The 21325-nt window shown below is 63.1% G+C and carries 21 protein-coding genes; 14 read left to right on the top strand and 7 right to left on the bottom strand.

Translation table 11 applies throughout. The features are described 5' to 3' along the window. Window positions 1-91 precede the first annotated feature (91 nt). The 4 genes from AC3IR3_RS18435 (at window position 92) to AC3IR3_RS18420 (ending at window position 2478) form a co-directional block, all read left to right on the top strand. Complete coding sequence (locus AC3IR3_RS18435) at window positions 92-616, top strand: peroxiredoxin (protein WP_489194271.1); 525 nt, start codon at window positions 92-94, stop codon at window positions 614-616. Next, window positions 616-1158 (top strand): hypothetical protein, encoded by a 543-nt coding sequence (locus tag AC3IR3_RS18430; RefSeq protein WP_489194269.1) that lies wholly within the window; start codon window positions 616-618, stop codon window positions 1156-1158. Before AC3IR3_RS18435 ends, AC3IR3_RS18430 begins: the two co-directional genes overlap by 1 nt. A 59-nt stretch (window positions 1159-1217) precedes the next feature. Next, a complete protein-coding gene (locus AC3IR3_RS18425) occupies window positions 1218-1973 on the top strand; it encodes a DUF2884 family protein (protein WP_489194267.1) in 756 nt (251 codons plus the stop codon). 67 nt (window positions 1974-2040) lie between these two features. Next, a complete protein-coding gene (locus AC3IR3_RS18420; RefSeq protein ID WP_489194265.1) occupies window positions 2041-2478 on the top strand; it encodes a PA2169 family four-helix-bundle protein in 438 nt (145 codons plus the stop codon). 3 nt (window positions 2479-2481) lie between these two features. Here the strand turns inward: AC3IR3_RS18420 and AC3IR3_RS18415 are convergent, their stop codons facing one another. Together AC3IR3_RS18415 and AC3IR3_RS18410 are read right to left on the bottom strand one after the other, a co-directional pair. Beyond that, window positions 2482-2703 (bottom strand): hypothetical protein, encoded by a 222-nt coding sequence (locus AC3IR3_RS18415; RefSeq protein ID WP_489194264.1) that lies wholly within the window; start codon window positions 2701-2703, stop codon window positions 2482-2484. Window positions 2704-2835: 132 nt separating this feature from the next. Then, entirely contained in the window at window positions 2836-6390 is a 3555-nt protein-coding gene (locus AC3IR3_RS18410) for a transporter substrate-binding domain-containing protein (RefSeq protein WP_489194262.1), read from the bottom strand. Between the two features lie 113 nt (window positions 6391-6503). Between AC3IR3_RS18410 and AC3IR3_RS18405 the strand changes: the two genes are divergently transcribed. The 3 genes from AC3IR3_RS18405 (at window position 6504) to AC3IR3_RS18395 (ending at window position 8746) form a co-directional block, all read left to right on the top strand. Then, complete coding sequence (locus tag AC3IR3_RS18405; RefSeq protein WP_489194261.1) at window positions 6504-7145, top strand: response regulator; 642 nt, start codon at window positions 6504-6506, stop codon at window positions 7143-7145. Next, on the top strand, window positions 7142-7834 hold the full coding sequence (locus tag AC3IR3_RS18400) for a M24 family metallopeptidase (protein ID WP_489194259.1): 693 nt from the start codon (window positions 7142-7144) through the stop codon (window positions 7832-7834). The genes AC3IR3_RS18405 and AC3IR3_RS18400 overlap by 4 nt, the downstream gene beginning before the upstream one ends. 90 nt (window positions 7835-7924) lie before the next feature. Then, window positions 7925-8746 (top strand): DUF2884 family protein, encoded by an 822-nt coding sequence (locus tag AC3IR3_RS18395; RefSeq protein WP_489194257.1) that lies wholly within the window; start codon window positions 7925-7927, stop codon window positions 8744-8746. 553 nt (window positions 8747-9299) lie between these two features. Here the strand turns inward: AC3IR3_RS18395 and AC3IR3_RS18390 are convergent. Continuing rightward, window positions 9300-10001: a hypothetical protein gene (locus AC3IR3_RS18390; protein WP_489194256.1), complete on the bottom strand. Its 702-nt coding sequence runs from the start codon at window positions 9999-10001 to the stop codon at window positions 9300-9302. A 217-nt stretch (window positions 10002-10218) separates the two neighbouring features. Beyond that, a complete protein-coding gene (locus tag AC3IR3_RS18385) occupies window positions 10219-10686 on the bottom strand; it encodes a cupin domain-containing protein (protein ID WP_489194254.1) in 468 nt (155 codons plus the stop codon). Window positions 10687-10776: 90 nt separating this feature from the next. Between AC3IR3_RS18385 and pdxR the strand changes: the two genes are divergently transcribed. Together pdxR and aqpZ are read left to right on the top strand one after the other, a co-directional pair. Beyond that, on the top strand, window positions 10777-12222 hold the full coding sequence (gene pdxR, locus AC3IR3_RS18380; protein ID WP_489194252.1) for a MocR-like pyridoxine biosynthesis transcription factor PdxR: 1446 nt from the start codon (window positions 10777-10779) through the stop codon (window positions 12220-12222). A gap of 171 nt (window positions 12223-12393) precedes the next feature. Further along, window positions 12394-13092, top strand: coding sequence for an aquaporin Z (aqpZ, locus tag AC3IR3_RS18375; RefSeq protein ID WP_489194250.1), 699 nt, complete (start codon window positions 12394-12396; stop codon window positions 13090-13092). A 45-nt stretch (window positions 13093-13137) separates the two neighbouring features. Here aqpZ and AC3IR3_RS18370 read toward each other — a convergent pair whose 3' ends face one another. Both AC3IR3_RS18370 and AC3IR3_RS18365 read right to left on the bottom strand, forming a co-directional pair. Further along, window positions 13138-14625, bottom strand: coding sequence for a serine hydrolase (locus AC3IR3_RS18370; RefSeq protein WP_489194248.1), 1488 nt, complete (start codon window positions 14623-14625; stop codon window positions 13138-13140). A gap of 76 nt (window positions 14626-14701) precedes the next feature. Then, window positions 14702-16162: a S41 family peptidase gene (locus tag AC3IR3_RS18365; protein ID WP_489194246.1), complete on the bottom strand. Its 1461-nt coding sequence runs from the start codon at window positions 16160-16162 to the stop codon at window positions 14702-14704. A 101-nt stretch (window positions 16163-16263) separates the two neighbouring features. Between AC3IR3_RS18365 and AC3IR3_RS18360 the strand changes: the two genes are divergently transcribed. The 4 genes from AC3IR3_RS18360 to AC3IR3_RS18345 are packed head-to-tail and all read left to right on the top strand — an operon-like array spanning window position 16264 to window position 19471. Further along, window positions 16264-16860 (top strand): anthranilate synthase component II, encoded by a 597-nt coding sequence (locus AC3IR3_RS18360; RefSeq protein ID WP_489194245.1) that lies wholly within the window; start codon window positions 16264-16266, stop codon window positions 16858-16860. 15 nt (window positions 16861-16875) lie between these two features. Beyond that, window positions 16876-17907: an anthranilate phosphoribosyltransferase gene (gene trpD, locus AC3IR3_RS18355; protein WP_489194243.1), complete on the top strand. Its 1032-nt coding sequence runs from the start codon at window positions 16876-16878 to the stop codon at window positions 17905-17907. 60 nt (window positions 17908-17967) lie between these two features. Next, window positions 17968-18762: an indole-3-glycerol phosphate synthase TrpC gene (trpC, locus tag AC3IR3_RS18350; RefSeq protein WP_489194241.1), complete on the top strand. Its 795-nt coding sequence runs from the start codon at window positions 17968-17970 to the stop codon at window positions 18760-18762. Window positions 18763-18778: 16 nt separating this feature from the next. Further along, the gene (locus AC3IR3_RS18345) at window positions 18779-19471 is read left to right on the top strand and encodes a haloacid dehalogenase-like hydrolase (protein ID WP_489194240.1); all 693 of its coding nucleotides are present in this window, start codon (window positions 18779-18781) and stop codon (window positions 19469-19471) included. Between the two features lie 15 nt (window positions 19472-19486). Here the strand turns inward: AC3IR3_RS18345 and AC3IR3_RS18340 are convergent, their stop codons facing one another. Continuing rightward, on the bottom strand, window positions 19487-20242 hold the full coding sequence (locus tag AC3IR3_RS18340) for a sulfite exporter TauE/SafE family protein (protein WP_489194239.1): 756 nt from the start codon (window positions 20240-20242) through the stop codon (window positions 19487-19489). Between the two features lie 135 nt (window positions 20243-20377). Between AC3IR3_RS18340 and AC3IR3_RS18335 the strand changes: the two genes are divergently transcribed. After that, the gene (locus tag AC3IR3_RS18335) at window positions 20378-21325 is read left to right on the top strand and encodes a bifunctional helix-turn-helix transcriptional regulator/GNAT family N-acetyltransferase (RefSeq protein ID WP_489194237.1); all 948 of its coding nucleotides are present in this window, start codon (window positions 20378-20380) and stop codon (window positions 21323-21325) included.

The raw sequence follows: 21325 nt of genomic DNA, 5'->3' as shown, positions 1-21325 counted from the left end.
GGAAAGGGCGCTCCGGCGCCCTTTTCTTTTTCTTCACCGGGGGCGCGACACGCGCGTAAACTGCCTTCTTTCCCCAGACCGAGGTTCTCCCATGCGTCGCCTCACCGTTTTCCTCATGCTTTTCCTCGTCAGCGTTGCCGCGTGGGCCGCCGCGCCCGTCGTTGGCGATCAGGCCCCCGATTTCAGGCTTCAGGATCAGAAAGGCGACTGGCATACGCTGGAAACCCATAAGGGCCAGTGGCTGGTCGTGTATTTCTATCCGAAAGATTTCACGCCTGGCTGCACCACGGAGGTCTGCACCTTCCGCGACGACATCCTCAAGCTGCGCAAGGCTGGCGCCACGGTGCTCGGTGTAAGCCTGGACGACGTCAAGTCGCACGCCGAATTCGCCGAGAAGTACCACGTGCCGTTTCCTCTGCTGTCCGATGCCGACGGTGCGGTGGCGCAGAAGTACGACGTGCTCAATAGCAAGATGGGTATGAAGTACGCCCGTCGCGAAACCTTCCTGATCGACCCGGCCGGCAAGATCGTCAAGGTCTACAAGGACGTCGATCCGGAAAAGAACTCCAAGCAGGTGCTGGCTGATCTCGCCGCGCTGAAGGCGGCGAACGCCTGATGGTTTTCGCCGCACGTAAAGGGGTGAAGCGCGCCCGTCCGTTCGCGGCGTGGCGCATCGTCACCTGGCTGGTGATGCTGCTGGCGGCCGTGGGTTTCGTCATCAATGTCAGCGGCCTGATGCAGATCGTCGACGGCATGAAGACGGTAACGCCCGAGGCCGCGGCCGCCATGCCGGACGCCAGGGCGGCCATGGCGTGGGCGACGAGCTACATCGTGATCGCCTTCGTGGTGATCGTGATGGCGCTCGCCGCCCTGCGCTGGCGTAACTGGGGGCGTCACGGCATGCGTGTCGTGGCGCTGGTCCTGCTGGTCTGGGCTGCGATCACCGCATGGATTTCGTTCGGACAGTGGCAGCAGCTTGGCGTCGTACTCGCCCAGCCGGGATTTCCGCAAGAAGCCGTTGCGGTGGTTCTCAAAGTGCGCGGCACCATTCTGGCCAGCACGGTGCTTAAGGCCGTCTCGGTTCCCGTGATGGCATGGCTGGCGTGGCAGTTGGGGCGTCCGGCGGTCCGCGCGCAGTTCGCGGAGCCGGTAGCCTGACGATTCAGCGGGGGTTGGCGGTTGCACCGGTATCGAAGTGATTTACCCGGGATCATCCGATGACCGCACGCGTGGTACTTGCCTTGACCCTGGCGCTGGCGATCTTCGACGCCAGCGCTCAGGACCTGTCCAACATCTGCCACGCGGCCAGCAGCTATGACGTCACGGTCAACGACGGCAATGTCGTATTCGACCGCCCGCAGCCGGCGCCGCGACAGGTCGTCATGCACGATGGCACGCTGTCGACCGATGGCCGGACAGTTGTGCTGCGGCCCGACGAGGAAGATCGCGTGGCGTTGTTCGAGCGCAATCTGCGCGCGCTGGTACCGAAGGTGAAGGCGATAGCGTCCGATGGCATCGATCTCGCCGCCCGGGCGGTTCGCGACGAAGCCGCCACGGCGGCGCCCGACGCGGTGCGCAGCGGGGAGCTGGATCGCGTGCTGGCGCAGCGGGTGGCCGAGATCAAACGACGCATCGCCGCCAGCCGAAGCACCCGCGACTGGCAGGAGGAGGCCATGCGCGAATATGCGAACGAGATCGTCTCCGATGTCGCGCCCATCCTGACGAACGATGTGGGGACCCAGGCCATGAATCTGGCCATGAATGGCGATCTGGAAGGTGCCGCGGCATTGCGCGACCGCGTGAGTGCGCTTACCTCGGGCGGGCAGGACCGCATCGTGGGCCAACTGGAAGCCCGGCTGCGCCCCCGCGTCCAGGCGCTGTGTCCTTCGATTCGCCAGTTGGCCGAGCTACAGACCGGGCTGCATAACGCCTCGGGCCAGCCCCTCAATCTCGTCGACATCGAAGGCCGATGACCGCCGGCTGACCGACGCCCGCCGCGTTTAGCGGAGGCTAAGTCCGAAAGGTCTAACGTAAGCCCCCATGGAACGGTCTTCGGTTCGTGCATTCAATTCTTTGATTCGCCGCGTCATTGCGGACCGTGATCTGTACCGGCAGGCCGCGCGGGGTGTGCGTGAACCGGGCCTGCGCGTCATCCTGGACGAATCGGCCGATGCCCTTTCCACGATTGCCGCGGACCTTCAGGGCGAAGTGGATTCTGCGGGTGGGCGGGCGGCTAAGGGGGCTGGCGTTGGGGTGAGCGGCATGCGCCGGACCATGATGGAAGCCTCCGTCCGCCTGTCGAGCGATCCGGATATGTCGTACGTGCGTTCGCTGGAACATATGGAACGCCGTCTGCTGCACGCGTTTGTGAAACTGGAAGCCTCGTCGGCCGATCGGGCACTCGTGACGCGTCATATCGCACGGCTTCGCCTGCTGCATCTGGATATGACGAGCATGGGCCGCGCGGCGGGCCCCTGAGATTCAGGCCGCCGGGCGATAGCCGCGCAGCGTGCGGTCGAGATAGCCGTCCCCGACGACCCTGACCTGTCCGTTCGTGGACAGACTTTCCCAATCGGCGAAGAAGTTGGCGAATGCAACGGCTTCGTGCGGGCAGCGTCGCATCCCGATCTGCGATTCGCCCCGAAAAATACCCCAGACGCCTCCTATATCGGTGACGTGATAGTCGATGTCATTTGATGGCACGGCGATTCCCGGCTGGATCGCACGCCGGGTTGGCGCGCGCGATCAAGGAGGATCGGGGAGTGCCTTTCGCAAAAATATAAGATTAGTCTGAAAAATCGAACGGATTTATCGACAGCCGCACCTGGCTCTACGCTACAAATCCAGCGCGGACCGCGATAGCCCAGCCAGATAGAGCTCGAGCCGCGGACCGAACGCCTCCAGACGGGCCCATTCGGCCGTGCCGCCGCCAGCGTGGAACGCGTGTTCCAGGGCCTCGCCTTCCGCCGCCGTCGACGAGGGCCCGAAAACCCGCATGCCGCCCGTCACACGATGCAGCCACTCGATCGTTTCACCGCTGTCGCGGCGCGATACGAAACCGGGCAGGGCTTCGATATCGACCTTCGTAGCTGTCACGAACTGCGTTACCAGTGCACGAAGTACGCCCGGGTCCCCAAAGGTTTCCAGCAGCTCGTCGAGGTTCCAGTCCGCATGGGATCCAGCTACCGGAACTCCGTGCGCAATCAGTTTCGTCTGAAGCTCCGCACTGCGCAGGGGCTTTGCTACGTAAGCGTCCATGCCAGCTGCGCGACAGCGTGCTTCCGCGTCAGGCAATGCATTTGCCGTCATGGCGACAATGTGCAGATGGTTACCCGTTCCCGCCTCGCGCTCGCGTATGGCGCGGGCCAGGCCGTAGCCGTCGAGTTCGGGCATATGGCAATCGGTGACCAGGACATCGTAGACGCCGGTGCTCCATGCTTGCAGCGCCTCCGCCCCATTGGCCACGACGTGGCTCGTATGGCCGAGTTTCTGCAATTGCGCGGCGACCAGGGCCTGATTGATCGGATTGTCTTCCGCGACCAACACGTGCAAATGACCGCCGTGCGCCGTGCGCGTTGCCACCGGGGGGGCTACGTTGATCGCGGCCGCCACGGTTCCGATGGGGCAGATATCGACGGTCAATTCGACAACGACTCGTGTACCGCGTCCCGGCTCGCTGGTCATCCCGATCGCGCCACCCAGCAGATCGACCAGCCGGCGGCAGATGGCCAGGCCGAGCCCGCTGCCACCATACCGGCGCGTCGTGGAAGACTCCGCCTGGCTGAATGGTTCAAACAGCCGCGTGGCTTGTTCGGGCGTCACGCCGATACCCGTATCGGCAACGCAAAGCCGCAGTCGTTGTTTTTCGGCGGCCTCGGCAGTTGCCGCCAGCGACACCGTCACGCTGCCGCTGGCGGTGAACTTGAGCGCATTACTGACCAGGTTCAGCAGGATCTGTCGCACGCGTACGCTGTCGGTCAGCACCAACCCCGCCACGTTTTCCTCAACCTCGACGACGAAAGTGAGTCCTTTCTCATCCGCCTGATGGGTGAGCAGGTCGCGCACGCTGCGTACAAGAGCCCGCAGGTCGACGGGGGTACGTTCGATGGACAGCCGGCCTGCTTCGATGCGCGACACGTCAAGCACATCGTCGAGGATTTGCAGCAGGGCCGCTGCCGACGTCTCCACGGTGCCGAGCATTCTGCGTTGGCGCGCGTCCAGCGGGGTGTCTCCCAGCAGCTCCAGCATGCCAATGACGCCGTTCATCGGGGTGCGGATTTCGTGACTCATCGTGGCCAGGAACTCGCTCTTCGCACGGGTAGCGCTTTCGGCAAGATCGCGCGCGGCGGCGAGTTGCTCCGCCTGTTGGCGCTCATGCGAAATGTCCACCCAGTAGCCTGTGAAGTCGACAGCACCCTCCACCTCGCTGGGAATGGCATGCGAGGCCACCCAGCGCACGGGATCCGTATCCCGGATGCGCATGACGGCCTTGATGGGCGTAAGCGTGGTAGCCGCGCGCGCTACTTCCGCCATAAGTATGGGTTGGTCGTCCGGCTCGATGCGCGCGAAGGCAAGCCGTTCGTCCGCGATGAACGATGCCGCCGGAATGCCGAAGATCGGTTCGGGATTGCCACCTACGTAGAGGAAGTCCAGCCGGCCGTCCTCGTAGTACCGGCAGCGATAGACCACGGCCGGAATATGGAGGGTGACGTCGGCTAGCTGGGCCTCGCTGTCCATGCGCTTGCGCGTTTCCCGCCGCAATCGGAGATAGGCATAGGAAATCGTTGCGAGCAAGGCCAGGGCCAACAGCAATACCGGCAGCGTTTTGCGCGCGATAGCGCCCCAGGAACCGCCGTAGGTGTATTCGGACGACAGCCAGGTGTTGCGAATTTCGCGCGTCCGGCGATCCGGCATATGCCCGAGCACGCGATTGATCAGGGGTAGCAGGGGCGCGTACTCGCGACTGACACCGACAGCGTAAATCGCAAGCTGGCCTGTTGGCGCGGCAAACTTCAGTCGGCCGGGGTAGTCGCGCCGCATGATGAATTCACTGGTCGCGATATCGCCGATGAAAGCATCGGCGCGGCTTTCGGCGACCGCTGCGAGACCTTCGGCCGTGCTGTCGACCGGTTCGATGGTCGAATGCTGAAGCTGGTTTGCCACCGCGGCGACGGGTGGCTTCGTGATGTTCGCGGCGACCTTCAGGTTGGCGAGTTCCGTAAGACCCGACATTGTGGGCCTGTCCTCGCGGGTAACGATCATGATCGGGAATTCGAGATACGGCGTACTGAAGTCGAACGGTCGCTCCAGCGCGTCGCCAAACGGCGACACGGCAGGCAGAAGATCGATATCTCCATGCGCTACCCGCGCCCTCGTAGCGGCCCAGCCCGGCGTGGCGACAAAGGATGTTCGCAAGCCCAATGTGTGCGAAATCTCTGCGAGAAAGTCGGCGCCGATGCCTTCCGCGTGTCCGTCGCGATCGACCATGCTTATCGGCGCGGCCGTGGGATCGATACCGATTCGCAGCACGGGCAATCGCGCGAGCCAGGCGCGTTCCGCGTCGGAAAGCGGCACGCCCGACTGTGTGACGAAACGGCCCGGATCGCCACCTATCCACGGTGCGCGAAGTCGCGCGTGCTCCTCGGCGGTCAGCGATTCCAGCATATGATCGAGTGCGCTGAGCAAGGGCGCGCGGTCCATGTCTCGTGGCACGGCAAAGCCAAAAGTCGATATGGGCAGGGCAGCGACGGGGCCGATGCGAAGACGATCGCCGAGTTGCGCCTTGTCGATGGCGATACGGGCGGCATTGGGGTCGTCGATCGTGGCATCGGCGGTTCCGTCGGCCACCATACGCAACGCGCCCTCGGCCGATGGTGCTTCGACTACCTTCGCATCCGGCACATAGCGGCGGATGGTTTCGGCCTCGACGAAACTCTTCTGGGTGGCGACTGTCCGACCATTGAGGTCGCTGAAATTGGCAAGGCCCGCGTTGTCCCGGCGCGTTACCAGTACAGGCATCTGCTCGAAATAGGGCTGGCCGAACAAGAGGAAACGCGAGCGCTCCGGTGTCGGCGTTACGTTCATCAGAAGATCCACTTCGCCTGCGCGTGCCGCTGCGAGTGCGTCATCCCAGGTGGGATAAACCTTGAAGCGGGGTTCGACGCCGAGGCGTCGTGCGAGCTCTCTAAGATAATTCGGAGCAAGACCCTCGATGCGGCCATCGCGTTCCATCTCGAATGGCGCGAATCCATCGCTATAAGTAGCCACTTCGATGATGGGGTGGCGCACGAGCCAGGTCTTCTCGGCAGGCGTCGGATCGCCAGCGCCCGCACGCACGCCGCTCGTGGCAGCGAGAAGGAAAATGAGAACGAAGTATTTGAACGATGACATAGAGGCCCTTCGACCACGAGCGAAGGTTGCTGTAATCTCGACATTCATCGTACGACGAATTGCACTTACTCATGGAGAGTGGCGGCGACCCATCCGCTCGGGCGAGGGACAGAATGGCTCTGCGAGTAATTATTGCCGACGATCATCCGGTCGTACTCATGGGTACGCGTGCGGCTCTTGAGGCTGGTGGCGAGTTCGAGGTCGTTGGCGAGGCCGCGAACGGCGACCAGCTTATCGATATGCTGGCAAACCGCCCTTGCGACATCCTGGTCACCGATTTCTCGATGCCTGGCGGGCGCCATGGGGATGGCCTGTCATTGATCGACCTTGTACGCCGACGCTTTCCCAGGTTACCCATCGTCGTGCTGACCATGGTGAACAACATGGCCGTGCTCCAGGCGATGCGTCAGCGTGGCGCGCAGGGATTGTGCGACAAGCGTTCGCCCTTGAAAGAGGTTCCCGTGGCGGTAAGGCACGTCGCTCAGGGGCGCCTGTATCTCAGCGAGTCGATCCGCGCGCAGTTCGAGGAGCATGGACTCCATCATGCGTCCGACGACGAACTGCGTCTTTCCGCGCGCGAAATCGAAGTGGTGCGCATGTATGTCGGTGGCATGTCCATTTCGCAGATCGCGGATCGCCTGAATCGCAGCGTGAAAACCGTCAGTCGGCAGAAACGCGACGCGATGCGCAAACTGGGTGTCGATCACGACAGCCGTCTTTCCGAATACGCACGCGAACGAGGTATCGCATCGTGACTACTGTCCATGCCAGCGAGCGGGTCGGAACGCTCTTCTCCGTCGAAGCCATGCTTGCCGCACGCGAAGGAAGCTGGCGCGTGTTACACGATATCGCGGCGGCCATCCGGCCCGGCATGACCGAAGACGACGCCAGGCGCATAGCGGCGGAGACCATCGGCGCTTCCGGTGCGCAGCGGATCTGGCATCCGAGCATCGTGCGGTTCGGACCGAACACGCTCAAGACGTTCCGCCAGCGCTCGGCGCCCGACACCGTGCTTGGCGAAGACGACATTTTCTTCGTTGACCTGGGTCTTGTGTTCGAGGGCCACGAGGGTGACGTGGGCGATACCTTCGCGGTGGGTAACGACCCGGTCGCCAACGCCTGTACGGTGGCGGCGCGAACGATCTTCGACGCCGTCGCGAGCGAATGGCGCGAAAACCGCACCACGGGCAGGGCGCTTTACGATTTCGCAGCGCGGCAGGCCGACGCCGCGGGTTGGATTCTGAACCACGAAACCAAGGGGCACCGGGTAGGCGATTATCCCCATGCCATCTGGAAAGCCGGCGACCTGGGGGACTTCGAGGGCGAGCCCGCTGCCGGACTGTGGATTCTCGAAATCCAGATACGGCATCCGGATCTGCCGGTAGGGGCGTTTTACGAAGATTTGCTGGTGCGCGGTATGGACCCTGCCGGAAGTCACGCATGACTTGACGCTCATGCGGCGCGCCCCTTGTAGGCTTAAACCTATTGCATGCCGGATGCATCCCATCCGACGACATCACTGGGGAGTTGCGCCATGCGCCGTACGCTGATCGCCTGCACTATCGCCGCCGTCATGGCCGCCGCCGCGCCGCTTTCCGCGCGTACCGTCAATATCGGCATGAGCAAATGCACCCACGACTACAGCACGCCGTACGACGTCGATGTGGAGCGCGACGGCATTTCGTTCCATCGAACCGACGGCACTCCCGCCAAGGTATTCCTCCATAACGGTGCGTTGCGCGTCGATGGGCGCGACGTCAGCGTCTCGTCCGACGATGCCGAGGCGCTACGCCGCTACGAAGCCGGCGTGCGTCAGGTGATGCCCGAGGTTGCCGTTATCGCACGCGACGCCATCGATGTCGGGTTCTCCGCCATGACGACGGTAACCGCCAGCTTCGCCGATCCGGGCAGTCGTTCGCGCATTCTGGAAAAACTGAATCGCAAGCACGCCGACGCGCTGCGCGAAGTCGACGCCACGCTGGGGCAGGGCCATTGGCAGGCAAAGCGCGCGCAGAATCTTCTTGAAGACTCCATCGGCGACACCGTCGGAGAATTGGTCGGTACCGTCACGGGCGAAGCGGTATCGGCGGCACTCAGCGGCGACAGCTCCAAAGTCGCGGCGCTACAGGCGCGTGCCGAGTCGCTCGACAAATCCATGAACAAGGAAATGGACGCGCGCTCGAAGCGGCTCGAGGAACGCACTGACGCTATCTGCCCGCGTCTGAACGATCTGGCGGACATCCAGAAAGGCTGGCACGTCAAGCTCGCCGACGGCTCGCTGTTGCAGTTGATGACCATCAAGCCGAAGACCGATCACGACCATGATCACGATGGCGGTAGCGTAGCGTCCGATTGATTTGGCGATGGCGCATGGACCAATGCGATTCAGTCAATTTGGAATTTCACGGCCATTTGTTGGTTGGTAGTTCAGTTATCCATGCTGACTGTGCTTGGATCACCGGGGTTTTGCGCACGGTGATCCAATGTGGTCACTAGTAACAGAGCCTGCCGTTGGGGATCAGATCTCCGACAGTGACCGTTCCGCCGCCACCCCCTGGGCCGCTGCCTACGCCGCCGCCTACCTGGCGGGGTATTGAGCCAGGTGTGCAACCAGGTCCTGAAGTCGTTCGTTGCTGCCGGTTGCCATCGACAAATTCGCCTCTCGCTGCACGCACATATGTGGCGCAATCGACGACATTGCATAACTGAACGGTGTCGCCGGAATCAAGATTGACGAAGTATCGTCTCGTCCAGTCATCGATGGTGGATTTTGTCTTCGCATCGGGTGAAGGGGTTTCGAGGACGCAGTCATAACAGGTTTTCGGGACGTGGTACCGCTCCGCGTGAGCAGAGCATGCTGTCGCAACGCAAAACAAAGGTAGCGCAATCCTGTGCATGGTGACTCTCCCTCAACGACAGTAACGTTCGACAAAGGCATCGGCTTGCGCACGCAATAAAAAAATGTCGCGAGCGTCGATTTCTTTTTCTGCAGTACGAAACTGCTCTTGGGTCACGCGCGTGAGCGATAAAATCTGCATTACATTAAGGAATTTGTATGCTTCGTGAGGATTCTCTTTGAGTGCATAGCCGCCTTCACTGGTCTCGCCATATATCCTCGCGATCGCATCAGTGTTGCATTCTTGCGAAAGTTCTTTCAGGTAGCGTGCGGCGGACGTCTTGTAGTGTTCTACTTCGGTCGCTCGCCCCGATGTATGTGCCAAGTCCATTTCGTGCAGTCCCGCACTGACGTATACGTACCTTGCATCGGCATCGCCTAGCTTCGCAGCCATCTCGAGATAGGAGCCTGCGGTTGAGATCTGATCAGGTGTTGTAGTTGCGCAGTAGCCACTCGCTTCCTCAGGTGACCCGTTGGAGCGAAGTGCGCGGCATCGGACCAACCCCGCGTATATCTGGGCAGCAGCTTTCGCGTCCCCAGCCGTTGATCGGGCAACTAATTCAGGTAGCGCCGTCTGCAATGGACCAGCAGGCGCGTCTATCCCGTGGTATCTCGTTACACGAGTAAATTCTTGTGGCTGAGGGTGCGGATCGGCAGCGTGTGCGCACATAGCGCTGCTGGCGAGAGTCAGAAGCATTGGTAATTTGCGTTTCATAGTCATTTCCCTTGACGTGTTTGTTGCTTGGATCGAAGTTGTCTCACGACTTGGAAAGCATTGCGAGGAATCGCGAAGTCCGAAGTCGGTACGCTGCTATCGAAGCGATGGGTGATGTACGCAATAGATGGGTTGCCGAGATGGTTTCATTGTCAGTGAATGCGCTGGTGACCTGTCATCGCGGAATTCCGCTGCGATGGTGTTTCTTTCTCTCCGATCAGTCGACAAGATCGAGTACGGCAAGGCCGTGCTCCGCGCAGTAACTGCGATAGGCCTCCAGTTGTGTGCTCGCCGACGCGCGTGCTCTGACGACGTCGCCCGGGCCGACGAATTCCACCGTGCCCATGACGATGACGAGTGCCGTCATCGGCTCGTCGCCAACGACCTTCCACCAGTCCCGGTTGCCGTTCGGCTCGTAGACGTAGTCGCCCGGGCCGATGATCTCGCCCGTGCACAGTTGCCGTTGGCCGGCCAGATTGAAGGCGTGGATTTCGCCCGTGTGGCGATGCAGGGGCATGACCGCGCCGGGTTCCATGCGGAGCAGTTCGACGAAACCCCGGTCGTCGGCGAAGAAGCGCAGCGGCTTCCACGACTTCTGGGCGGACATCGGAATCCATGGGATGCCCGCCGTGCCCGCGATACGGGCGGGGAGGTAGTCGGCGAGGCTGGGGGCGGGATGGTTCATGGCGTGGTTCCCTTCGGATGGCTTGGTAGCCGGTGAGGAATACCGTACGCTTGGACTGGTCCCTGAAAAGCGCCATTACGAATGACTTCAATGGAACCAGTTTTTGCGTTCCCGTTGGACCTCGACGGTGAGGGTGGCCGCAGGCGGACGCTGCACGAGGCCTTGCGAGGCGCCATCCTGGATCGTCGTCTTCTGCCCGGCGCGGAGCTGCCGTCCACCCGGAAAGTGGCTGCGGGCTATGGCATCGCACGCAACACCGTCATCGCCGCTTACGACCTCCTCATGGCTGAGGGCTATTTGCTGACGCGGGCAGGTGCCCGCGCCGTCGTGGCGGACGTCGCCATGGGAAAGGGGAGTGGGGTTCGCGTTGCCCATCCGATGGAGGACATGCGTCTCGCTTCCGCATGGCGCGCGCCTGTCTGGCCAACCACCCGCGATGCCAGCGACGGGCAACCGGGCTTCTATCTCGGCATGCCGGACTGCCGGCAATTTCCTTTCGACGTATGGCGCCGGTTGCTTATGCGGGCGTCGGGCCCTGCATCGCCGGCCTCGCTGGGCTATCAGGCGCCGGAGGGACACCCGCAACTGCGTGCGGGTATTGCCCGGCATGTGTCGTTCGCACGCGCGGTGGCCTGTCACGCCGACGATGTCGTCGTGACCAGCGGTGCCCAGCAGGCTTTCGATCTTCTGGCGCGCGTTCTTGTGACGCCGGGAGAAACCCGCGTCGCCGTAGAGGACCCCGGCTATCCGCCATTGCGTAGTGCGATGGCGGCGGCTGGCGCGCAGCTGGTTCCCATGCCGGTTGACGACGAGGGACTGTGCGTGGACCGTCTTGCCGATGATGTACGCGTCGTCTGCGTCACGCCATCCCATCAGTTTCCGACCGGTGTCGCGATGTCGATGGATCGCCGCAAAGCGTTGCTCGACTTCGCGCGCCAGCGTGGCGCCGTCGTAATCGAAGACGACTACGACGGCGAGTTCCGCTACGGCGCCCGTCCACTGGACGCATTGCGGACACTCGATCGCGATGCCAGCGTTCTTTACGTGGGTACCTTTTCCAAGAGCCTGTTTCCCGCGTTGCGCGTCGGCTACATCGTGGCACCTCCATGGGCGCGGGATGCGTTGGCCTCCGCGAAACAATGCATCGACGGCCATGGGAATGTACAGGTGCAGGATGCGCTTGCGCACTTCATCGCCGAAGGTCACCTGTTGCGTCACGTGCGACGCATGCGCAAGGTGTATGCCGAACGTCGCACGGCGATGCTCGACGTGTTCGCCGCCGAGCTGAGTCCGTGGTTCGAACCCATTGCATCGGAAGCAGGCATCCATTTGTCGGTTCGCTATCGCGATGCCGACGATGCGGTCTGGATGCTTCCGCATATCCGTCGTCATGCGCCAGGCGCGCAATCGATGGGCGATTTCGGCAAAACGACGCCGACCGCGAGCGGTGTTTCTTTCGGGTTTGGCTGTATCGACGTCGATGGGGCCGTGGTCGCACTTCGAAGTCTGGCGACCGCGCTCGCGACACGTCGCTGATGCGGCATCCGTGTAAACGGTAAAGCTACCGGAGACGTCGAGCGACATTTTTTGCTAGCCTGCTCCCGCGTCCGCGGACCTTTCCGCTTCAGCGCCGACATAGCAGTCCCTACATGGACGTAGCGCACGGAAGTTTTTCGTACCTTCCCTACGTATCCGAGGAGAGCTGTCATGAGTATGGGCAAGCGTCTGGGCGCCGAGTTCTTCGGCACCTTCTGGTTGGTCTTCGGTGGTTGCGGCAGCGCGGTCCTGGCCGCGAAGTTTCCCGATACGGGCATCGGTTTCGCTGGTGTCGCTCTGGCGTTCGGTCTGACCGTCGTGACCATGGCGTACGCCGTGGGTCATATTTCAGGCGGACATTTCAATCCCGCGGTCACCCTGGGGCTCTGTGCGGGTGGTCGCTTTCCGGCCAGGGACGTCGTTCCCTACATCGTCGTCCAGGTCGTCGGTGGCATTGCCGCCGGTGCGGTGCTTTATACGATCGCGAGCGGCGGACCCAATTTCGACGCCAGCCTCGGTTTTGCGTCCAACGGCTACGGTGCCCATTCGCCCGGTAGTTATTCCCTGCACGCATGCATGGTGGCGGAGTTGGTGCTGACCGCGTTCTTCCTGATCGTTATCCATGGTTCGACCGACAAGCGCGCACCGGCGGGCTTCGGTCCGCTGGCGATCGGTCTGTCCCTGACCTTGATTCATCTGATCAGCATTCCCGTCACCAATACCTCGGTGAATCCCGCGCGCAGCACGGGCGTGGCGCTATTCCAGGGGAGCTGGGCGATCCAGCAGCTGTGGATGTTCTGGCTGGTGCCACTGGTCGGCGGCATCGTGGGTGGTTTGATCTATCGCTACCTGCTTGAGAGCAAGGACTGATCCTGCCGGCACGACGGCGACGTTGCCGTCGTGCCGCTGGGATGCCTACTTAGCTGTCGGATCGAGTTTCTTCAGATGGTCGACGGCGTGTTGATTGCCGACGTTGAGTTCCAGTGAGCGGCGGTAGTTCGCGATGGCCTCCTTCGTATCGCCCAGTCCTTCGTAGCCTTCGGCCAGACTGTCGAAGGCGTTCCAGCTTTTGGGCCATTGCTGCGTGTTGTACTGGAACAGGCCAATCGCCTGCTGCGGGCGCTTTTCGGCAAGCAAGCGGTAGGCCCACTGATTGACGAAGGATTCCGTCAGGCGCAATTCGGGGTGGTCGCGCTGGATCGTGGCGACGGTGGCGCCGACGTTCACGTACTTTCCTTTTTCCAATGCACTTTCGAGTGCGCTCAACACGGCCGGCTTGCCGAAAATATCTTCCAGCGCCTTATCCGCCAGTTGCTGGAGCTGGCCCTGTGTCTCGCCTGGCCTATTCGCGAACAGCACGATGCCGTATCCGAGGTCCGGATACATTTCGATATAGCTGGAATATCCGAAGGCGCCTCCGGACGTGCGCAGCCGGAGTTTGCTGTCGATCGTCCGGCTAAGCGTCCAGTTGTAGCCGATCGCCATGTCGTCGGTATCGCCCCATGTCGGTTTCTGGGTGAGCCGGATCGCTGCGTCCGGCGCGGCCAGTTCGGCAACCAGAAACCGGGCCATGTCCGACGTGCTGTAACGCAGTCCGCCGGCAGCCAGGATCGACGGTCCGTTCAGCGAAGGCATGACGACGTGTTTCTTGTCGTAGCCCGTCGCGAGCAGCGCCGAACGCGCGTTGCCGGTGCCGCTGGCCATGCCGAAGGGTTTCTCCACATAGCGCGCCAGCAACGTTTCGTAACGTTCGCCGTAGACCTTCTCGAGAATGATGGCTAGCAGTTCCGTCGCGAGATTCGAATGGCGCGACTGGGTACCCGGCTTACCGACGAGCGCGGCCGACTTCAGATCGACGAGTAGCTGTGCGTCGGTGTATTGCTGCAAGGCGGCGCTGATGAGAAAGGGCGCTTCGTCGGGTCCGGCTTTTTCGACGATCTTCGGGAAGTCTGGCAGGTTGTCGGGAAGGGCGGAGGTCGTGTTCGCGAGATCGATCAGCCGGACGGGTGTTCCTTCGAACTCCAGGTTCGGATAGTCGCCCGGTAAATACCGGCGAATATCGTCCTGAGGGTTGACCTTACCTTCAGCGACGGCGTGCGCGAGGATTAGCGACGTGAATACCTTGGTGATCGAGGCGATCTCGTAGATGGTGTTTTCCGTCGGTACCTGCGGCTTCTCCCGCGACACCGAGCCGAAGTTGTAGAACAGGGTCTTGCCGTCTTTCACTACAGCGATCGATAAGGCATCGGTCATATTCGCTTTCACGGCGTCCGAGCCCAGCTTGTTGAGGACCTCGTCCATCTTCGCGGGGGTGGCCGTACGGGTGTCGCGGGCGGCGGCAGGAGGCGAGATAGCGGCCAGGCCAAGCAAAAGTGCGGACACGATAACGGTGGGGCGGTTCATTGGAACTCCGATGAATGGGAAGGCGCATACTTCTGATGCGTCGCGACGGCGTTTGGTTACGCCCGATGCCCTGTTTTCAATGAAGGGACGCTATCCAACGTTCCAGTGCGGGCGTGTCCGCCACTGCGCCGGGGAAAATGTGGGCGGGAACGATGGGCACGTTCGCGCCTCGCTTGCGGCCGCGGTACACCTTCATCGGGACGACTACGCGTCCGATGCCGCTCGGGAGGTCGTCCTTGCGGATGTCCATGTAGAGCGTATCCGCGCTCGTTTCCTCGCCGACGTGGACAACACCCAGGGCAAGCCAGAGATCGGCGGCGTCGAGGCAGGCGGATCCGCAGCCGGCGTCCGTCACCATGAAGATGCGGGCGCGTGGCGGCGCGACCGGAGCTTGTGCGGCAGATTTTGCTTCGGCTTCTTTCGGCGCTTGCCAGAGCGCCTGTCCGTTCTTCTTCGCCGCCGTCATGCCGGCGACGGTGCTGTCCACCCAGGCAAGGACTTCATGCGACCCATCGGGGCTCGCGCGAAGTTTGTCCGCGAGTTCGCTCATGGTCGCGATGTTGGCCACGGAGGCGCGCCATTCGACGGTGGTCGAGTCGACGTTCGCCGCATCGACGCGTGCCGCGCCCCAAAGCACGCGCGCGATCTGCAGGCTCCAGTCGGACGAGCCGCCGTTGTTGCCGCGCAGGTCCAGCACGATGGCTGGCGCGGCGACGATCGCGTCGCGCTGTTTCGCCAGATCGGCGATCAAAGGGACGAGTGCCTTCGCAGCGGCCCCATTGGGATCGCCATCGAAGTCGCTCAGTGTCAGCCAGACCGTGCCGTCGGGAAGCTTGCGCATGCCGATGGGGTCGTGGGCACGACGGGAAGTGGCAGCGAGCCGTTCCTTCAGTGCCGCCTGGTCGATGGGAATCCATGTCAGCGTTACCGAGCGTTGCACGCCCGCGACATCGAACGTGCATATGGATGGCCGCGCGATCCATGGGTTGCCGTTGTCGAGAAAGAGCCGGCCGCCGGCCCATGCGCGCTGTGCCTTGAGGTTCCAGCGACCGGTGAACGCGCCCACGTTTTCCGCCGCCAGCCGGTCGGCGGGCCGACCATCGCAGGCCAGCAGAGTGGCGCCCAACGGGAGGGGCGCCCGGTCGTCGCGCGTTACGACGCGCTGCTTTCCCTTGTTGTCGAAGGCGGTCAGGAAACCCGGCCAGCGCGATGCCATCACCGGAACTTTCGTGCCTTTAGCCTCGGAGAAATTGAGATGCCCGTCGTCGAACCCGGCGGCGTACGCACGCATGGCATACCAGTAGCCGGCGAAGTCCTTCGTACGCTTCGCCCGGTCCAGTGCCATGGCGAGGCCCGCATCGTTCGCGGCGGCGAAGCGCGGGTTCAGCGGATCGACTGGCCCCGGGTGATTGGCCGCGACATCGTCGTGCAGGGCCCTGGCGTCCTGGCGAAGCGCCTGCGCCCAGTCGCGATCCGCGGTCTGGGCGGCGGCGAGGGCAGGGGCGAGCAAGAAGAAGGCGGCTACCCGTCGGAGCATCGGAAGTCCTTGAGATGACAGGATGGTGCGTCGACAGAGGGTGCCAGATGCGCCGGTAGGGCTACAATCGCCGATCGTTCCTGCCTGTGCCGTGCCTGCCCATGCTCCTGATGATCGACAACTACGACAGCTTCACCTTCAACCTCGTCCAGTACCTGGGCGAGCTGGGGCAGGAAGTGAAAGTCATGCGGAACGACGCGCTGACCGTCGCGGACATCCGCGCGTTGGCGCCTTCACGCATCATGATTTCGCCGGGGCCGGGCACGCCCGACGATGCTGGCGTATCGCTCGATATTCTTCGTGAGCTGGCCAGCGAGATCCCCATCTTCGGCGTCTGCCTGGGGCATCAGGCGATCGGCCAGGTATTCGGCGGCAAGGTCATCCGGGCCCGCGAGATCATGCACGGCAAGACCTCGCCGGTTCGCCATCGCGGACAGGGGGTGTTTGCCGGCTTGCCCGATCCGTTCGAGGCCACGCGTTATCACTCGCTGGTGGTGGAAAAGACCTCGGTGCCCGATTGCCTCGAAGTCACGGCATGGACCGAGCGCGACGATGGCTCGATCGACGAGATCATGGGCCTGCGTCACCGCACGTTGCCGATCGAGGGCGTGCAGTTCCACCCCGAGTCGATCCTCACCCAGCACGGTCACGACCTGCTGCGCAATTTCCTGGGCCTGCCTCTTCCGCTGGCGGCCTGATTCCGAGTGTCCCGCATGCCGATCACCCCCTCCGAGGCGCTCCAGCGCACCATCGAACATCGCGAGATCTTCCACGACGAGATGATCGAGCTGATGCGTCAGATCATGCGCGGCGACGTCAGCCCGCTGATGACGGCGGCCATCATGACCGGCCTGCGCGTGAAGAAGGAAACCGTCGGCGAGATCACCGGCGCCGCGCGTGTGATGCGCGAGCTGGCTGCCACGGTCGATACGGCGCCGCATCCGCATTTCGTCGATATCGTCGGCACGGGCGGCGACGGGGCGTCCACGTTCAACATCTCCACCGCGTCGATGTTCGTCGCGGCCGCGGCGGGCGCGCGCGTCGCCAAGCACGGTGGACGCAGCGTGTCGTCGAAGTCGGGCAGCGCCGATGTGCTGGAGGCGCTGGGAGCGCGTATCGACCTTTCACCCACCCAGGTCGCCACCTGCATGGAAGAAACCGATATCGGCTTCATGTTCGCGCCCAACCACCATCCGGCGATGAAGGTCGTCGGGCCGGTGCGGCGCGAGATGGGCGTGCGTACGCTGTTCAACATCCTTGGGCCGCTGACCAATCCCGCGGGCGCTCCGAATATCCTCATGGGTGTGTTCCATCCCGACCTCGTCGGCATCCAGGTGCGTGTACTCCAGGCCCTGGGGACGAAGCACGCGCTGGTCGTGTGGGGGCGTGACGGCATGGACGAGATTTCCCTGGGCGCTGCTACGCTTGTAGGTGAGCTTCGCAACGGAGAAGTGAGGGAATACGAGGTCGAACCGGAAGATTTCGGGCTTGCCATGGCCTCCAGCCGCAACCTTCGCGTGGAGAACGCAGAGGAGTCGAAGGCCATGCTTCTGGAAGCCATCTCTGGCGTTCCGGGGGTCGCTCATGACATCGTCTGTCTCAACGCTGGCGCGGCCCTGTACACGGCCGATGTCAGCACATCGATCGCCGAGGGCATCGAATTGGCACGCGTCACCATTGCCAGTGGCGCGGCTCGTGTAAAAATGGACGCGTTCGTGGCCGCAACCCAGCGGCTCGGCGCCTGATGTCGTAGACGGGAACGGACGCCTCCTTTCGTTCCCGCATACCCCAAGGAAGCTTTCCCGATGTCCGATATTCTCGACCGCATCCTCACTCGCAAGCGAGAGGAAATCACCGAGCGCAGCGCCCGGAGGCCTCTTGCCGAGCTAGCTGCAGAAGCCAAGAAGCTTCCCGGCACCCGCGGGTTCGCCGCGGCGATCGAAGCGAAGCTGCATGCTGGCCAGTCGGCGGTCATCGCCGAAATCAAGAAGGCCAGCCCCAGCAAAGGGCTCATTCGACCGGACTTCGATCCCGTCGCCATTGCGCGCAGCTACGAAGCGGGCGGCGCGGCATGCCTGTCCGTGCTGACCGACGCCGACTTTTTCCAGGGCTGCGAGGACTACCTGCATAACGCCCGGGAAGCCTGCAAGCTGCCCGTGCTGCGCAAGGATTTCATCATCGACGAGTACCAGGTGTACGAAGCGCGGGTTATCGGCGCGGACTGCATCCTGCTCATCGCGGCCGCGCTCGACGACAGCGCGCTCATGAATCTCACGATGCTGGCGGCCGAACTCGAACTCGACGTCCTCGTCGAGGTGCACAACCTGGAAGAGCTGCAACGCGCTCTCGAGGTGCCGGCACCCCTGTTCGGCGTAAACAACCGCAATCTGCGCACGTTCGAGACCGAGTTAGGTACGTCGGAAAAGCTGAAGGAATACGTCGGTAACGATGTCGTCCTGATCGCCGAGTCCGGCATCAGTACCCATGAAGACGTTCGCCGGCTGCGTAAGGCGGGCATCGATTCGTTCCTGGTCGGCGAAGCCTTCATGCGTGCCGCCGACCCGGGTGCGGAGCTGCAAAAGCTCTTCGGCCCGCGCTGACGACATGGACCAGGGGATGCTCGAAGCGGCCGCTCCCGAAGCGGTCGCCGACGCGCAGCGCGTCGTATTGTTCGATTTCGACGGCGTCATCGTGCGTCACCAGACGCTCGAGCTCTTTATTCGCGAGCGCATCGCGCGAGGCCGTTGGCGCCTGCTTACGGTATTGCCGCTGATTCCGTTCGTGCCGTTGCTGTTGCCGTCTCCGGCGGGCAACCGGTTCCTGGCGCGGGTCTTCCTGCGCGTGGCGACTTTCGGTCGCAGCGAAGCCGTCTACCGTCGCCGCGCCGCGGAATTCGGTCGCGCCTACGCACGTCGCCCGGGCGTCTTCCTGCGCGATGCGGTTGCCACGATGCGCCGCCATGTCGATGCGGGCGATCGCGTTGTCATCGTGACGGGTAACGACCCGATCCTGATCGAGGCGATCCTCGACGAGGTCAGGCTTTCGGGCGTCGAGTTACTGACGTCGCGGACCCGCGGTGGCCTGTTCGGCATGCGGATGACCTTCCATAACGTGGGCAAGGCCAAGGTCGCGGCGCTGAAATCGGCCGGCGTGCCATTGCCCGCGGCTATCGCCTATAGCGATTCGCTGTCCGATGTGCCGTTGCTGCGTGTTGCGGAAACGGCGTTCATCGTGAATCCGACGCCCAAGCTGGCGAGGAAGGCGGCGAAAGCGGTAGGCAAGACGCTGGAAGTGGTGCACTGGTTCTGAGCCCCAAGCCCGTTCCTACAAGAGCAATTTCAGGGCGTGCGCGGATAGCTGGTACAGGCTGATACCGATAATCAGCACGCCTACCGCCCCCATCACGCCACGTGGCGGCAGGTGCTTGACCAGCCACGCGGCGACGGGTGCCGCGATCACGCCGCCGGTCAGCAGGCCCGCCACGATGGGCCAGTGTGGGATGCCGATGTGGAAGATCAACGTCGCCGAAATGGCGACGGTCACCACGAATTCCGCGGCGTTGACCGAGCCAATGGTGGTCCGCACCGCGCCACCGCGGGCTAGCAGTGTCGACGTGGCGATCGGTCCCCAGCCGCCACCGCCTATGGCATCCAGCAGTCCTGCGAAGAAGCCGAGCCACCCTTTGTGGCGTACCCGGTGGTGCGAGACCGCGCGGCCGAAGGCGCGCAGCAGAACGACGATGCCAAGGATCAGAAGGTAGGCGTAGACGAAGGGTTTGAGGGCCTCGCCCGGCACGCTGGCCAGGAACCAGGCGCCGGCGATGCCGCCGATCACGCCGGGAATGGCAAGGCGCCGGAAGATTTTCCAGTCGACATTGCCGAAAAACGCGTGGGAGCCGCAGGAAACGCCCGTGGTGAAAACCTCGGCCGTGTGCACGGTCGCGCTCGCTACGGCCGGTGGAAGGCCGATCGAAAGCAATACGGCATTGGACACCAGCCCATAAGCCATGCCCAGCGCACCGTCGACCAACTGGGCGAGCAGGCCGACGCCAACGAAGATGAGAAATTGGGTCCAGTCCATAAGTGTCGCAACGATAGTGAGAGCGCGGCACCAACATAAACGAGAACGATGCGTACACGGGATGAAGGATGGCGCTTGCGTATAGCGAAGGCCCGCAGCTAGCTTAGACCGACCACAGGGAACGATCGGGCATACATGTATCTCCCCACATTGCGTGAACTCGCGCTAGGAAGTCGTCTCAAGGCATTAAGCGACCACTTCTACCAGGCCGTCGACGAGGTTTACCGCGCGTGCGATGCCCGCATCGAATCGCGCTGGTTTCCCGTCCTGCGCCTGCTGCGCGACGCCGGTCCCAGCACGGTGACCGATGTGGCCTCCGCTATCGGTCAGACGCATTCGGCCGTCAGCCAGCTTGCCGACCGCCTGGTCGAGGCCGGCATGGTCACGCGTCAGCGCGATCCCCAGGACGGGCGGCGCAGTGTGCTGGCTCTCACCGACGAGGCCGACCGCGCATTGGCGGCACTGGGTCCGGTCTGGCTGGCTATTCGTCGCGGGATCGTCGGTTCGCTGGGGCCGCAGGCGGCGGCTTTGCTCGAAGCGATCGAGGGCTGCGAGCAGACGCTGGCCAAGCGGCCATTGGTTTCATCCATCCTCGCCCACCGGCAGGCGCTGGCCGAACTGGAGATCGAGGTCGTGCCGTTCGATCCGGCGTTGCGCGATCATTTCCGCCGCCTCAACCAGCAATGGCTGGAACGGCATTTCGCCGTCGAGGACGTGGATCGCGCCATGTTCGCCGACCCCGAAAATACCGTGCTGGCGCCGGGGGGTGCCATCTTCTTCGCGCTGTTCGCCGGCGAGGTGGTCGGTACCTGCGCGCTGCTGTGCGAATCCGAAGGCGTCTACGAGCTTTCGAAGATGGGCGTGGACGAGAACTACCGGGGCCTGGGTGCCGGCCGGAAGCTGCTCGATGCGGCGATCGCCGAGTTCCGGCGTCTCGACGGACAGACATTATTCCTGGAGTCCAACAGCGTGCTGCAACGCGCGCTGGGCATGTACGAACGCGCGGGCTTCGAGCGCCAGGCGCAGGTACGCGCCGGCTCGCATTACGCGCGAGCCGACGTCTACATGATCTGGAAGGGCTGA

It is taken from the genome of Luteibacter sp. GL_149, from assembly GCF_057834065.1.
The sequence above is the reverse complement of the archived record's forward strand: the minus strand, read 5'-3'. Positions and strand labels throughout refer to the sequence as shown.